Origin of the sequence: Nocardioides sp. REDSEA-S30_B4 (assembly GCF_001627265.1) — a bacterium.
Classification (GTDB): domain Bacteria; phylum Actinomycetota; class Actinomycetes; order Propionibacteriales; family Nocardioidaceae; genus Nocardioides.
Map to the genome: position 1 here is coordinate 14228 of NZ_LUPI01000010.1, position 14714 is coordinate 28941.

At 72.3% G+C, this 14714-nt stretch carries 13 protein-coding genes; 8 read left to right on the forward strand and 5 right to left on the reverse strand.

Features of this window, described 5'->3' with window-relative positions; genetic code table 11:
* The first annotated feature begins 70 nt into the window (after positions 1–70).
* On the forward strand, positions 71–361 hold the full coding sequence (locus A6R01_RS03380; protein ID WP_292603579.1) for a hypothetical protein: 291 nt from the start codon (positions 71–73) through the stop codon (positions 359–361).
* 75 nt (positions 362–436) lie between these two features.
* On the forward strand, positions 437–2086 hold the full coding sequence (locus tag A6R01_RS03385) for an acyl-CoA synthetase (RefSeq protein ID WP_292603581.1): 1650 nt from the start codon (positions 437–439) through the stop codon (positions 2084–2086).
* Positions 2087–2173: 87 nt separating this feature from the next.
* Here A6R01_RS03385 and A6R01_RS03390 read toward each other — a convergent pair whose 3' ends face one another.
* From A6R01_RS03390 to A6R01_RS03400, 3 genes are read right to left on the reverse strand one after another with little or no spacing between them, the layout of a single operon-like run.
* Positions 2174–3079 carry an alpha/beta fold hydrolase gene (locus tag A6R01_RS03390; protein WP_292603583.1) on the reverse strand — a complete coding sequence of 302 codons (906 nt, stop codon included), beginning with the start codon at positions 3077–3079 and terminating at the stop codon, positions 2174–2176.
* Complete coding sequence (locus A6R01_RS03395) at positions 3076–3690, reverse strand: TetR/AcrR family transcriptional regulator (RefSeq protein ID WP_292603585.1); 615 nt, start codon at positions 3688–3690, stop codon at positions 3076–3078. The genes A6R01_RS03390 and A6R01_RS03395 overlap by 4 nt, the downstream gene beginning before the upstream one ends.
* Entirely contained in the window at positions 3687–5024 is a 1338-nt protein-coding gene (locus A6R01_RS03400) for an NAD(P)-binding domain-containing protein (protein WP_292603587.1), read from the reverse strand. Before A6R01_RS03400 ends, A6R01_RS03395 begins: the two co-directional genes overlap by 4 nt.
* Positions 5025–5139: 115 nt before the next feature.
* On the opposite strand from A6R01_RS03400, the gene A6R01_RS03405 reads away from it, so the two are divergent.
* The 6 genes from A6R01_RS03405 (at position 5140) to A6R01_RS03430 (ending at position 12499) form a co-directional block, all read left to right on the forward strand.
* Entirely contained in the window at positions 5140–5286 is a 147-nt protein-coding gene (locus tag A6R01_RS03405) for a DUF1059 domain-containing protein (RefSeq protein WP_292603589.1), read from the forward strand.
* Positions 5283–6086: an SDR family NAD(P)-dependent oxidoreductase gene (locus A6R01_RS03410; protein ID WP_292603591.1), complete on the forward strand. Its 804-nt coding sequence runs from the start codon at positions 5283–5285 to the stop codon at positions 6084–6086. Before A6R01_RS03405 ends, A6R01_RS03410 begins: the two co-directional genes overlap by 4 nt.
* A 10-nt stretch (positions 6087–6096) precedes the next feature.
* Complete coding sequence (locus A6R01_RS03415; protein WP_292603594.1) at positions 6097–6915, forward strand: SDR family oxidoreductase; 819 nt, start codon at positions 6097–6099, stop codon at positions 6913–6915.
* A gap of 5 nt (positions 6916–6920) precedes the next feature.
* Positions 6921–8018, forward strand: a complete 1098-nt coding sequence (locus tag A6R01_RS03420; protein WP_292603596.1) for a TIGR03857 family LLM class F420-dependent oxidoreductase — start codon at positions 6921–6923, stop codon at positions 8016–8018.
* Positions 8015–9061, forward strand: coding sequence for a phosphotransferase (locus A6R01_RS03425; protein ID WP_292603598.1), 1047 nt, complete (start codon positions 8015–8017; stop codon positions 9059–9061). The genes A6R01_RS03420 and A6R01_RS03425 overlap by 4 nt, the downstream gene beginning before the upstream one ends.
* A gap of 84 nt (positions 9062–9145) precedes the next feature.
* A complete protein-coding gene (locus A6R01_RS03430) occupies positions 9146–12499 on the forward strand; it encodes a SpoIIE family protein phosphatase (RefSeq protein ID WP_292603600.1) in 3354 nt (1117 codons plus the stop codon).
* On the opposite strand, the gene A6R01_RS03435 is transcribed toward A6R01_RS03430, so the two are convergent.
* Together A6R01_RS03435 and A6R01_RS03440 are read right to left on the reverse strand one after the other, a co-directional pair.
* Positions 12471–13568 (reverse strand): hypothetical protein, encoded by a 1098-nt coding sequence (locus tag A6R01_RS03435; RefSeq protein WP_292603601.1) that lies wholly within the window; start codon positions 13566–13568, stop codon positions 12471–12473. The two genes, A6R01_RS03430 and A6R01_RS03435, sit on opposite strands and share 29 nt — an antisense overlap.
* Positions 13565–14665, reverse strand: coding sequence for a Rieske 2Fe-2S domain-containing protein (locus tag A6R01_RS03440; RefSeq protein ID WP_292603603.1), 1101 nt, complete (start codon positions 14663–14665; stop codon positions 13565–13567). The genes A6R01_RS03435 and A6R01_RS03440 overlap by 4 nt, the downstream gene beginning before the upstream one ends.
* Between the last annotated feature and the right edge of the window lie 49 nt (positions 14666–14714).

The following is a 14714-nucleotide window of genomic DNA, read 5'->3' on the forward strand; positions in this document are numbered from 1 at the left end:
CTGCGTCGACCGAGCCTCTGCTCGAGAGCCGTGGTCGAACAGGTGTTCGAACCTGTGGCACGATGGTCCGGTGGCCGGCGGAATGGTGAAGCGGGGGAGTGGCATCCCCCTGCGTGACCGCGTGCGCACCGGCGGCGTGCCGTCGGGAGCGGCGCCCCTCGGGCCGCGCTGTCCCGCCCGGCACTGCTGGGTCGCCGACGCTGTGGACGGCGACGGGGAGAAGCGGCCGGGCCTACTTCTGGAGTGGCGTCAGCGCGACAGGCGCTGGGAGGGCCTGGTGGTGTACGCCGCACGCATCCGTCCCCACGGCTGGGGCTTCGTGCAGGAGTGGATCCCAGCCGAGCTGCTGACGCCGGTCTGACCCCGGCCCGACGTCGGTGGCGACTTATCTGTGGGACAGGTCACGCCCGCGCAGGTATTTCTATAACCTGTTCTAGTGAGCACCGGGTTCAACCTCTCGTCCGTCTTCGCCACCGTCGCCGCCGCCGTGCCCGAGCAGGAGGTGCTCGTCCACGGCGACCTGCGGCTGACCTACGCGCAGGTGCAGGCGCACGCCGACGGGTTCGCCCGCTTCCTGGCCTCCCGCGGCCTGGGCTGCCACACCGAGCGGGACGACCTAGCCGGGCACGAGTCCGGTCAGGACCACGTGGGGCTCTACCTCTACAACGGGCCGGAGTACCTCGAGGCCATGATCGCCTCCTATCGCGCTCGGGCGGTGCCGATCAACGTCAACTACCGCTACGTCGCCGAGGAGCTGGCCTACCTCCTGGTCGACGCCGGGACCCGGGCGCTGGTCTACCACTCCTGCTTCGCCGAGCAGGTCGCCGCCGTCCGCGCGCAGGTGCCGACCCTCGACGTGCTCGTCCAGGTGCCCGACGAGTCCGGTGCGGACCTGCTGCCCGGGGCAGTGTGGTGGGAGGACGCCGTCGCCACTCCCGAGGACGCGGCCGTGCTGCCGGAACCGACCGGGGACGACCTCTACGTCGTCTACACCGGCGGCACCACCGGCATGCCCAAGGGCGTGCTGTGGCGCCAGGACGACATGTACGTCACCTCGATGGGCGGGACCCCGTTCGGCACGACCGAGCCGTACTCGTCCTACGAGGCAATCGCGGAGAACGCGCGCAACGCCGCGGGTGGCATGACGCTGCTGATGGCGCTGCCGTTCATGCACGGCGCAGCCCAGTGGTCGACGTTCCACATGATCACCAGCGGCGGGAAGATCGTGCTGCCCGAGGACGTGAAGAGCTTCGACGCCGACGCCGTCCTGCGCACCGTGATCCGCGAGGGCTGCGTCTCCCTGCCCGTGGTGGGCGACGCGATGGTGCGCCCGATCATCGCGGCGCTCGAGGCCGGCGACTACGACCTGTCCGGCCTGGCGGCCGTCAACAACGGTGCGGCGCCGCTCTCGCCCGCGGTGCGGGCCCGGCTGATGGAGCTGCTGCCGCACATCCTGGTGATGGACGCGGCCGGCTCCTCGGAGACGGGCCTGCAGATGAGCTCGATGAGCCTGAAGGGCATGGAGGCCGAGGCGGCGACGTTCACCCCGGTCCCGACCACGACGGTGGTGGCCGAGGACCTCTCGCACGTCCTCTCGCCCGACGAGGCGCAGGGGGCGGGCGGCGGCTGGCTGGCTCAGCGCGGCCGGGTGCCGCTGGGCTACCTCGGCGACGCCGAGAAGACCGCGCGTACCTTCCCGATGATCGACGGCGAGCGGTTCTCGGTGCCCGGGGACCGCGCCGAGATGCTCGCCGACGGCCGGATCCGGCTGCTGGGCCGGGACGGGGTGACCATCAACTCCGGCGGGGAGAAGATCTTCGCCGAGGAGGTCGAGCGGGCCGTGGGAGCGCACCCGGCCGTGCGCGACGTCGTGGTCGTGGGGCGACCCTCCGAGCGGTGGGGGAGCGAGCCGGTCGCGATCGTGTCGCTCAGCTCCGACGTACCGGACGACGAGCTGCTCGCCACCGCCGCCGAGCACATCGCCCGTTACAAGCTGCCCAAGGACTTCCTGCGGGTCGACCACGTCGTCCGCTCGCCCAGCGGCAAGGCGGACTACCGCTGGGCCAAGGAGCAGGTCGGCGGCTGACCACCCCCCCGGCCTCGGGAGGTCATGCGTCCCGAAGGAGGGGACGTCCTGTCCGTATGACGTCCCGCCGCTCCCGCGCGCCTCGGCTCAGCCGGCCAGGACGCGGGTCAGGAAGGAGACCTGGTGGGACGAGGCGGCGTCGAACCACTGCTTGCCGGGCCACACGTCGAAGTGGTCGCAGGGGTAGTGACGCACCTCGGCGCGCGCGTTGAAGGCGGCCTTGGCGGCCGCGCGCGGGGGAGCGCTGCGGTCGAAGTCGGCGATCTGGACCAGCATCGGCACCCGCAGCTGCTTGGCGGCCTTCGCGGCGTCGCGCGAGCCCAGCTCGAGGGCCACGTCTGCGTCGACCTCGTTGACCCAGGTCGGGCCCGCGATCGAGAGGTAGTCCTCGTAGCAGCCCTCGAGGGTCAGGGCGCCGACCTCGCCGGGCCGCGCGACGACGGGCATCGTGACCGGCCGGCCACCGCGGGCCCCGCTCACCCTGCTGCGTACGCCGGAGACGGTCGAGCGCAGCATGGTGCTCGGGCGGTGGTGCCCCACGGCGTGGCGGGCGGCGGCGAGGCCGTCGACGAGCGGGGTGAGGCTGACGACCGCGGCCACGTCGTCACGTCCGGCGGCCACCTGCAGCACGTGGCCGCCGGCCAGCGAGACGCCCCAGAGCACGACGCGCGAGGCGTCGACCCCGGGGAGTCGCTGGGCGGCGGTGACCGCGGCGCGGTAGTCGTCGACCTGGTCGGCGACCCGGACCCGCTGGCGGGGAGAGCCCTGGGAGGCGCCGAAGCCGCGGTAGTCGAAGGCGACCACGTCCATCCCCGCCTCGGCCAGCGCCTCGGCGAAGGGAACCAGGCCCGAGTCCACGGTCCCGGCGAGGCCGTGCGCCATCACCACCACCGGACGCCCCGCGTCGGACTCCAGCGCGGAGCCGACCCCGGTCCAGTGCCGGGCCGCGCAGGCGGTGCCGTGGGAGTCGAAGGTGATCTCGTCGTGCTTCATCGCTGCTCCTGGGCGGGGGTCTCGGGGGTCTCGGGGGTGGGGCCGAAGAGCGTGCGCACCCAGATCGCGACGATCGTCTCGACCAGGTCGGAGCGGGGCAGGTCGCCATGGACCAGGCGCTCCAGCGCCCGGTCGTTGAGCTCGAGCAGCATGGTGGCCAGCGCGAGCGCGTCGGGGCCCTCGGTCGCCCGGCCGGCGGACCGTTCGCTGCGGACCAGGTCGGCGACCATCGCGGCGAAGGAGGTGCGGTCGGCGTCCCAGAGCTGCCGCAGGGTCGCGCTCTGGCCCCGCGCCTCCAGCGTGGCGCGGAAGAGGTGGTGGTTCTCCTCCACGGAGTCGAAGAGCGTCTCGACCATGCCGCGGACGCGCTCCTCGGGGGCGAGCACGGGGTCGGCGAGACGCTTCGTGGCGGCCAGCGCACCGACGTACACCTGCTCCATCAGGGCGGCGACCGCGAGGTGCTTGGACTCGAAGTAGAAGTAGAACGCGGAGCGGGTCAGGCCCGCGCGCCGCGAGATGTCGGCGATGTTGATCTCGTCCAGCGAGCTCTCGCGCAGCAGGGTGTCGAGGGACTCCAGCAGCGCGGCGCGCCGCTGGTCGCGGACCTTCACGACGCGGCACCCACGCGGGCGCCGGAGCGGGAGCGAGCGCGGGCCAGACCGGCGGGGATCTCCTTGGCGCGCAGGTCGTGCTCGTAGATGAAGTAGTCCAGCTGCTGGGTGTGTCGCGGACGGTCGAGCACGTGGCCCATGTACTTCTCGTGGTCGGCGTCGATGACCTCCTCCATCTCGGCGGCCGAGGGCGGCTCGTAGGCCCCGACGGCGTACGCCGCCAGCAGGCGGGCCTGCGCCTCGACGAACGGGAAGAGCGTCGGGGTGGCCTGGGCGAAGCCCATGAAGACCGTGTCGCGGCGCTCGGGGAGGAACATCCGCTTGAAGAGCCGGATGTTGTTCTCGGGGGCGGAGATCACGTCCTGGTCGAAGAACGGGAAGGTGATGTTGTAGCCGGTCGCGTAGACAATGGCGTCGAAGTCTGCGCTGGTGCCGTCCTCGAAGTGCACGGTCTCGCCGTCGAGTCGGGCGACGTTCCCCTTGGGGGTGATGTCGCCGGAGCCGAGGCGCAGCGGCAGCTCGACGCTCTGGGTGGGGTGGGCCTCGAAGAACTTGTGGTTGGGCTTGGGCAGGCCGTAGAGCTCGGGGTTGGACCCGGTCATGAACTGCATCTTCTGCACGAACCAGCGCTGCCACTTCAGCGGCAGGTGCGGGGAGGTGACGTAGTACTTGTCGGCCGGGAGGCCGTAGGTGTACTTCGGCACGATCCAGGCGCTGGAGCGGGTCGAGAGGGTGACCTCGTTCTGCAACGACCTGCTGGACAGCTCCACGGAGATGTCGGCGGCGGAGTTGCCGATGCCGACGACGAGGATGCGCTTGCCCTTGAGGTGCAACGGCGTCTCGGGGTCGATGTAGCGGTGGGAGTGGATCGACTCACCCGTGAACTCGCCGGGGAAGTCAGCCATCCGGGGGTCCCAGTGGTGGCCGTTGGCGACCACGAGCAGGTCCACCTCGTCGGTGCTCCCGTCCTGCAGGGCCAGGTGCCAGCCGCCGCCCTCGCGCGGGGTCGCCTTCTCGACGCCGTTCTGGAACGAGATGCGCTCGAGCAGGCCGAAGGCCTCGGCGTAGGAGTCGAGGTAGGCCTTGATCTGGGTGTGGTGCGGGAAGTCGGGGTAGTCCTCGGGCATCGGGAAGTCCTTGAAGGACAGCCGGTGCTTGGAGGTGTCGATGTGCAGCGACCGGTAGGCGCTGGAGTGCCCGTTGGGGTTGCCGAACGCCCAGTTGCCGCCGACCCGGTCCGAGGACTCGTAGCAGGTGTAGTCCACCCCGTAGTCGCTGAGCATCTTGCCGGCGGTCAGGCCGCTGATGCCGGCCCCGATGATCGCTGTGCGCACTGGTCCTCCTGGGGGGCAAGGCTCGGTCCCGGTCGGGCCACGCCCCTTGACGGCGTGACGTGCGGCACACTAGAACGTGTTTTGACACGCGTCAACGAATGAAGGTGGAGCCATCATGAAGACCCGGCTGAGCTGCCCGTGCGGCACGGTGATCAAGGGGACCGACGAGGACGAGCTGGTCGAGAAGACCCAGGAGCACCTCGCGGCGGAGCACCCCGGCATGAGCTACGGCCGGGACGAGATCCTCTTCATCGCCACGTGACCGGCGACGTGACCGGCGACGTGAGCGGGGGCGGCGTGGGCACGCGCCGGGCCGTCGTGGTCGGTGGCGGCTCGGGGATCGGTGCGGCCTGCGCCGTACGCCTGGCGAGCGACGGGTACGCCGTGGTCGTGGCCGACCGGGACCTTGCCGCGGCCGAGTCGGTGGCGGCCGGGCTCGCCGGCGACGGTCACGTGGCCCGTGAGGTCGAGGTGACCAACGAGACGTCGGTGGCCGCGCTGTTCGAGGGCCTGGACGTCGTCCACGCCGTCGTGAACTCCGCCGGCACCAGCACCCTCGGCCAGGTCAAGGACCTCCCGGTCGACCAGTTCCGCGCGGTCGTCGACGTGAACCTGGTCGGCGGGTTCCTGGTCCTCCAGCAGGCCGCCCGGCACCTGGTGCGCGGGGGAGCGGTGGTCAGCCTGACCTCCCTCAACGCCCGGCAGCCCGGCGGCGGCATGGGCGCCTACTGCTCGGCGAAGGCGGGCCTGGCGATGCTCACCGAGGTCGCGGCCCTCGAGCTGGGGCCCGCGGGCATCCGAGTCAACGCCGTCTCGCCCGGCCTCGTGGTCACGCCGCTCACCGCTCCCGCGATGGACATCCCTGGCGTCAAGGACGACTACGTCGCCAACACCCCGCTGGGGCGCCCGGGGACGCCGGAGGAGGTGGCCGCCGCGGTGTCGTGGCTGTGCTCGGAGGAGTCGTCCTGGATGACCGGCGAGGTCATGGACCTCAACGGCGGCGCGCACACCCAGCGCTACCCCGACCTGCTCGGGCACGTGAACCGGATGCTCGGCACGTGAAGGGCCTCTCGTGAGGGGCCCGGACTTCGCCGGCCAGCACGCGATCGTCACCGGTGGTGGCTCCGGGATCGGGGCGGCGCTGTGCCGCGCGTTCGCGGCTGCCGGAGCGAGTGTCGTCGTCGCCGACGTCGACCTCCCGGCCGCGCAGCGGGTCGCGGACTCCCTGGGCGACCGCGGGACGGCCCGACGGCTCGACGTCACCGATGCGGCCGACGTGCAGGCGTGCGTCGACGAGGTCGTGGCCGAGCACGGTCGCCTCGACCTGATGGTCAACAACGCCGGGATCACCTGGGGCTCGCGCACCGAGGAGCTCACGGTCGAGCAGTGGGACCGGATCATCGACGTCAACATCCGTGGCGTCACGCACGGCGTGGCGGCGGCGTACCCGCTGATGGTGCGCCAGCGCGGCGGCCGGATCGTCAACACCGCCTCGATGGGCGGGCTGATGCCGGCGGGCCTGATCACGAGCTACTGCATGACCAAGCACGCGGTCGTGGGCCTGAGCCTGAGCCTGCGCAGCGAGGCCGTCCACCACGGCGTCGGCGTCACCGCCGTGTGCCCCTCGGCGGTGGAGACCCCGATCCTCGACTCCGGCCAGCAAGGTGGCTTCGACGGACGCCGCTACTACCTGACCGGCCAGGGCATGTCGAAGGCCCTGGACCCCGACGAGCTGGCCGGCGCCGTGCTCCGCGGCGTCGCCCGCGACGAGGCCCTGGTGATCGCGCCGTCGCGTTCGAAGGTGACCTACGCCGTGGGGCGCCTGGCCCCCGGCTTCGCCCGTCGGATGACCGCCCGCTTCGTCGGGCAGCAGATGGAGGCCATGAGGTGAGCCCCGTGAGTCCAGGGACGGCAGTGCAGTACCCCGAGCTGGCCGGCTACGGCCTGGCCGGCCACACCGACTCCCCGCGCGACGTGGTCGCCGAGGCGCGGCTCGCCGAGGAGATCGGGCTCGGCTCGCTCTTCCTCTCCGAGCGGTTCAACGTCAAGGACGCCGGGGTCATGGCCGGTGCGGTCGCCGGCGTCACCGAGCGGCTCGGCATCGCGACCGCGGCGACCAACCACGTCACCCGGCACCCGCTGGTCACGGCCACGATGGCCACCACGGCCCACCGGATGAGCGAGGGCCGCTACGCCCTCGGGCTGGGGCGCGGGTTCGACGTGCTCTTCGAGCTGATGGGCCTGCCGCGCATCACCGGCGCCCAGATGGAGGACGCGATCGGCATCTACCGCCGGCTGTGGCGCGGCGAGTCGGTCGTGGGGCACGAGGGCCCGGCGGGCAGCTACCCCTACCTCAACCAGGACAGCAGCTTCGACGAGCGGATCCCGGTGCTGATGATGGCGATCGGCGACAGGTCGCTCGAGCTCGCGGGCCGGGTGGCCGACGGGGTCGTCCTGCACACCTTCCTCACAGACGAGGCGCTCGCCCGGATGGTGCGGGTGGTCCGCGACTCCGCCGAGCGCGCCGGTCGCGACCCGGCGTCGGTGCGGGTCTGGTCGGTGCTCGCGACCGTCGAGGACTCCATCGACGAGCAGGCGCGGCTGCGAAAGCTGGTCGGGCGGCTGGCGACGTACCTCCAGGGCTACGGCGCCGTGCTGGTCAAGGCCAACGGCTGGGACCCCGAGGTGTTCCGCCGCTTCCGGGAGGATCCCTTCGTGACCGGGTACGCCGGTGCGTTCGACGCCATCGGCACCACCGACGACCTGCAGCAGCTCGCGGACCGGCTGCTGCCCGCGGAGTGGCTGGCCGCCTCGGCGACCGGGTCCGCGCAGCAGTGCGCGGCCCGGATCCAGGACCAGCTCGACGCCGGCGCGGACTCCGTGGTGCTCCACGGCGCGACCCCGACCGAGCTGCGCCCGGTCGTCGAGGCGTGGGCGTCGCTGCGCCCGGCCGGCCTCGATGTGCTGCCCGCCAACCCGGGGTGGATGTCGTGAGCGGGGCTCCGTCGTGGGCGGTCTCGACCGCAGAGGACGTCACCCCCGACTGGCTCACCGGCCTCGTCGGGCTGCCGGTGGACTCGCTCGACGTCGCGCAGGTCGGCACGGGACAGATCGGCACCTGCTACCGGATCCGTCCCACCGGCGACCCGGGCCTGCCCCCCAGCCTGCTGCTCAAGCTGCCCGACCCGGGCTCGCGCGAGCTGCTCGCCGGTGCCTACCGGATGGAGTTGATGTTCTACGACCGGATCGCACCGACCCTGGCGTGCCGGGTGCCCTCCGTGCACGGGTCCCGCATCGAGGAGGACACCGGTCACTTCGTGCTGCTGCTCGAGGACCTCGCTCCCCTGGAGCAGGGTGACCAGGTGGCCGGTGCCAGCCCGGCCCAGGTCCGTGACGCGGCGGTCAACCTCGCAGGCCTCCACGGGCCCCGCTGGTGCGACGAGACGCTGCTGGAGCTGCCGGGCCTGACGCTCAACGACGAGGACAGCGTGGCGCTCCTGGAGGAGATGTACCCCGCCACGATGGACCTGTTCCTCGACGGCCTGGGCGACCTGGTCGACGCGGCGACCGTCGAGACGCTGCGTGGGTGCGTGTCCGGGACCCGGGACTGGCTGCTGAGCAGGCCCGGACGCTTCGGCCTCGTCCACGGCGACTACCGCCTCGACAACCTGATGTTCACCCCCGGCGGTGGCCACGGGGAGGTCGCGGCGCTCGACTGGCAGACCCTCTCGCTGGCGCTGCCCGCCAGGGACCTGGCCTACCTCGTGGCCACCTCGCTGGAGCCCGAGGTGCGACGGTCCTGCGAGGAGGCGGTCGTGACGGCGTACCACGCCAGGCTCGTGGAGCTGGGCGTCGAGGACTACGACCTCGCGACGTGCTGGGACGACTACCGCTTCGCCCAGCTGCAGGCGCCGCTGGTCGCCTCCTTCGGCTGCGCCTACGGTCAGCGCACCGAGCGGGGGATGAGGATGTTCGCCGCCATGGTGCGTCGTGCGGCTGCCGCCATCCGCGACCTGGGGACCCTGGACCTGGTCTGAGCAGCGCGAGCCCACCCGCTCACCCCTCCGGGGGTTCGGTCGCCGCAGCGGGCTTCGGAGTCCCCGAGGTGATGAGATGTCCCAGTGAATGCCCACGACGCCGGGGGACCGGCCGGCCCCGACGTCGAGCAGGTCATGTGGCAGCTGGCCGTCGACGCCGCCGGGATCGGCGCCTTCGACTGGGACCTGCGCACCGGCGAGCTGCGCTGGGACGACCGGCTGCTGGCCGTCTTCGGGATGACCCGCGAGCAGTTCGGCGGGACCATCGAGGCCTTCAACGACGCCCTGCACCCCGACGACCTCCCGCACGTGAGCGCTGCGCTCGAGCAGGCGATCGCGACCTGCGGTGAGTACGTCGCGGAGTACCGCATCGTCCCGCCGAGCGGTGAGCAGCGCTGGGTGGCCGCGCGGGGGCGGGCCATCGCGGGGGAGGACGGGGAGGCCGGGCGACTGATCGGGGCGGCGTACGACACCACCGCTTCCGTCGACGCCGAGGCCCGGGTCACCAGGACGCTGGAGTCGATGCCGACCGCGTTCGTCCACCTGGGGCGCGACTGGCGCTTCACGATGGCCAACTCCGAGGCGCTGCGGCTGCTGCAGGTGCCGCGCCACGAGCTGATCGGCTCGGTCATCTGGGAGTCGTTCCCCTCGGCGGTCGACAGCGACTTCGAGCGGCACTACCGCAAGGCCATGGAGTCAGGTGAGCCGGTCGGCTTCGACGCCTACTACCCCGAGCCGCTGGAGGCCTGGTACGAGGTGCGGGCCTGGCCCAGCCCGGACGGGCTGGGTGTCTACTTCAACGACGTCACCGCCCGACACCGCGCGCAACAGCAGATGCGGGTGATCGCCGAGCGCGACGAGCTGCTCGCCCGGGTCACCACCGAGCTCACGGGCACCTTGGACCCCAGCGAGGCGCTGCACCGCCTGGCGCGGCTGCTGGTCCCGCGGCTGGGCGCCGCCGCCGCGGCCGCGCTCGTGGACACCGCCGCGCTCGACGGTCGCTTCGTGGTCCTGCGGCAGGTCGGTGTGTGGCACGTGCAGGACGAGACCGACGTGCGGGGACGCAGCGGTGCCGGCTCGGTCCAGTTCCTGCCCCGCGAGCTGATGGCCTCGCTGGACCGCGACCGCGTCGTCACCGACGTGACCGACCCGACGCTGCGCGCCGCGCTGGTCGCCGACGCACTGCCCGACGTCACCGGCCCCGTCGTCGCTCTGCCGCTGCGCGGCCGCGAGCGGCTGGTCGGGGTGGTCGTGGTCGCGGCGCGACCGGACATGGAGTTCAGCGAGGAGGAGCTCGACACCCTGACCGCGATCGCCTCCCGGGCCGGTCTCGCCATCGACAACGCGCGGCTCTTCGCCGAGCAGCGCGACCTCGCCGAGGGCCTCCAGCGCAGCCTGCTCAGCCGTGCCCCGCACCCCGAGGGCCTCGAGGTCGCGGTCTGCTACGAGGCGGCCGCGCACACCGCGCAGGTCGGCGGCGACTGGTACGACGCCTTCGTGCTCGAGTCCGGCGACACCGTGGTGGTCGTCGGTGACGTGGTCGGGCACGACACCGAGTCCGCGGCGGCGATGGGGCAGATGCGCAGCCTGCTGCGCGGCATCGCCGTGCACTCCGAGGAGGGCCCCGCGGACCTGCTACGCGGTGTCGACAAGGTGCTGCACCGGCTGGGGTCCCAGACGACGGCGACCGCGCTGGTCGCCCGCATCTCCGCCGAGGACGACGAGACCGGGGCGCGGACCGTGCGGTGGTCGAGCGCGGGTCACCCGCCCCCGGCGGTGCGCGGCGCGGACGGGGACTGCCGCCTCCTGGAGAGCGGCGCCGACGACCTGCTGCTCGGGCTGGACCCGACCGCCGAGCGCACCGAGTCCACGGCGGTGCTCGCGCACGGGGCGCTGCTGGTGCTCTACACCGACGGCCTGGTCGAGCGTCGCGGTGAGGACCTCGACGTCGGCCTGGAGCGGTTGTGCGGGACCGCCGGATCGTTGGAGCTCGACGATCGGGTCCCGCTGTCGACGTGGAGCGACGGGCTGGTGGCCGCGATGGTGCCCGCCGACAAGCGCGACGACGACGTCGCCCTCGTGGCCGTGCGGGTGGGGGAGGAGCTGCCCCGGGCGGAGGTCGAGCCCGACCGCGCTCCGGCGCACGAGCACGCCACCGCGGTGATGCTGCCCGCCGACCCGACCAGCGTCGGTCGAGCCCGCCGGGTGGTGCGCGAGGCGATCGCCGAGCAGGGCACCGTGGTGGTCGACCGCTCCGGTGAGGTCCAGCCCGTCGACGACGAGGCGATGCTGGCCACCTCCGAGCTGGTCACCAACGCGCTCGTGCATGCCGGCACCTCCGTGCTGCTGAGGGTCACCGCCGGCCCGCGCGGCGTCCGCGTCGAGGTGCAGGACGGCAGCGCCCACAGCCCGGTGCCGCGCGCCCACTCGGTGACCTCGGCCACCGGTCGCGGGCTGCGGCTGGTCGACTCCGTCGTCGACCGGTGGGACGTGTCGCGGCACCCCGACGGCAAGACGGTGTGGTTCCAGCTCGGGGTGCCCCCGGGTCTCGAGGTCGCCCCCGACGAGCCCGCGACGGGCTCGGTCCCCGGTCGGCGCGTCGTGCTGCAGCGGGTGCCGCTGCTCATGCACTGGGCCTGGCAGGAGCACGCGGCGGCGCTGCTGCGGGAGTACCTCCTCATGGACCTGGCCGAGGACCCCGCGGCCCTGGAGACGCACGCGGCCGCCAGCGACGCGCTCGACCTGCTGCGCGAGGGGGTGCCGGCGCCTCCCTCGGCCGAGGGAGGACCGGACGCCGTGCTGTCCATCGCCGAGGACGGTCCCGAGGCAGCGGCCGAGGTGGTGCTGGAGGTGCCCGAGCACTCGGTGGCCAGCTTCGCCGCGCTGGACCGCACACTGGCAGCGGCCGTCTCCGCCGCCCGTGCCGGCCGGTTGCTGGGGCCGCCCACGCAGCCGGAGATCGAGCAGTTGGGCGAGTGGCTGTGCGGCGAGGTGGCCCGGCAGGCGGTGAACGGCGCCGAGCCGCAGCCCTGGCCCGGGACCGTCGCGCCCAGCGGCGTACGACGGGTGGTGGAGGAGGGCGTGGGCGCCGACCTGCTGGCCGACGCCGGTGCCGCGCTGCTCTCGGACGAGGAGTCGGTGCTGGTGGGCGTGACGCGGGAGGCGCTCGCGCTGCTCGGCTACGCCGACGAGCGCGACCTCCTGGGTCGCCCGGTGCTCGCGGTGGTGCCGCCGAGGTTCCACCAGGCCCACGTCGCAGGCACGACGCTGCATGCCACCAACGGCCGCGACATGCTGATGGACGTGCCGTTGCAGGTGCCGGTGGTGCACGCCGACGGTGAGGAGCGCGTCCTCGGCATCCGGGTGACCGCCCACCGCACGAGCAGCCAGGCCTACTTCCTGGCCAGGCTCAGCCCCGCTGTCGCACCTCCGGGCTGAACCGTCCGCCGAAGGCGCGCAGCGGCAGGTCGGCGCTGGTGATGATGCCGGCGCGTGCCTCGTGGACGGCGCGGATCGAGTGCAGGGCCGGCATGCCTGTGACCGTCATCCCCAGGGACGCGAAGTCCTCGGGCCTGGACAGGTCGTTGCCCGGGCCGGGGAAGACCATGTGCTTGTTGTAGATCTGCGGGTCGCCGGTGACCTGCGTGAGGTAGCACCCCTTGATGTCCCAGCTGGGGTCGGTGTGCGGCGTCATCTGCCACTCCAGGTGGGTCTCCACGCGCGGCACGTCGTCGACGACGCCGACGAACTTGATGTAGCTGCCGCCGAGCGACCCCTTCGGCAGGTGGTACCACCCGAGGTCGACGTCCTTGGTGCAGGCGCCGAGCTCGTACTCGAAGCGCACCTCGTCGAGCTCGAGCCCGAAGCAGTCGGCCATGAGGTGGACCGAATCGGCGAAGACCTCGGTGAACTTCTGCAGCATCGCGGGCAGGGCGGGGTCGTCGACGGGTCGCCCGTAGCCGACCTCGCGCCAGGTGTCGGCGGAGTGGTGGCAGGAGACGTCGACCGACTCGATGGTCGTGACGTTGGTGATGTCGGCGACGTCGGCAGTGCAGACGACGCCGAGGACCTGGTTGAGCCCGGGGTTCATGCCGGTGCCGTAGAACGTCGAGCCGCCTGCCTCGCAGGCCGCCGCGATGACCTCGCTGACCTTGCGCCCCGACGGATGCGGGTGGTTGGTGTCGCGGTGGTAGCCGGTGATCCAGTCGGCGGTGGTCACGACGTCGATGCCGGCCTCGAGCACCGTCACGTAGAGGTCCTCGTCGGGGAAGACGCCGTGGAAGGTGAGCACGTCGGGCCGCGCGGCGATGATCTCCTCGACGGTCCCGGTGGCGATGACGCCGATCGGGTCGCCACCCACGATCTCGCCGGCGTCGCGCCCGATCTTGTCCGGCGTGTAGCAGTGCAGACCGACCAGCTCGAGGTCCGGGTGGCGCTGGATGCGGCCGATCATCTCGCTACCGAGGTTGCCGGTGGCGACCTGGAAGAGGCGGATGGGCTGGCTCATGCGGAGGTCTCCTCGGTGTGCTGCTGGGCGGTGCCGGCAGGTGGGTAGAACTGCTGGGCCCAGCTGCGCAGGGCGGTGAAGCCGGGGTACTCCCCGCGCGACAGGGCGGCGGGGGAGGCGTACTTCTGGTGCGACCAGATGACCAGGTCGGCCTCGACCTGCTCGATGACGCCACGCGCGTGCTTGTCGGCGCGCTCGGAGTGGTCGGTCTCGCCAGGCACGTGCGCCTCGTCGCGGCCGATCCACACGCTGAAGCGGACGTCGCAGGTCGAGTCGTCGACCGGCGTCGTGGCCAGCACGGTGCGGTTGTCGATCATCCCCCAGGACTTGGTGACGGCCAGGCCGACGCCGCAGTTGAGGGCCTCGACGCCGGAGTCGATGTCCTCGATGGAGCCGCCGGCGTCGCGCTCGTCGAAGGTGATGGTGAAGTCGACGAAGGCGATCGGGTCCTCGAACTCCTGGCGGGTGAACTTCGGGACGATCGGGACCTGGTGGACGTACTTGAAGTGGGCGAAGTCCACGCCGTTTTCCAGGACGTACTGCGGGTGCAGCTCGAGGCCGGTGTCGAGCAGACGGGCGTGCTCGCACAGCGGGTAGTAGGCGTCGGGGCCGGCCCCGTCCACCTCGCTGGTCCCGTCGCTGGTCCCGTCGCTGGTCCCGTCGCTGGTCCCGTGGCTGGCCCCGTCGCTGGCGAAGCCGGCGAACACGTCGGGGACGTCGAAGTGCGGCGGGCGGCGGTCGACGTCGTGCCAGACGTAGATCGACTCGTTGCGCTCGACCACCGGCATCGTGTTGATCCGCTTGCCGAGGTTGGGTCGGTCCTCGTAGGGGATGCAGTGGTTGCGCCCCTGCTCGGTCCACTCCCAGCCGTGGAAGGGGCAGCGGATGCGGTCCTCCACGACGGTGCCGCCGTAGCCGAGGTGGGCCCCGAGATGCTCGCAGTAGGCGTCCATCACCGTGACCCGGCCGGAGTGGCCACGCCAGGCGACCAGGTCGCGGCCGAAGTAGCGCATCCGGTGCACCTCCCCGGCCCGGACCTCGTCGGACCAGGCGACCTGGAACCACCCGGTGGGGTTCATCGGGAGCGTGGGCTTCACGGCGGCGTCCTCGTGCTCGTCCTCGTGTGTAGAGTCAACGTTCTGCTGA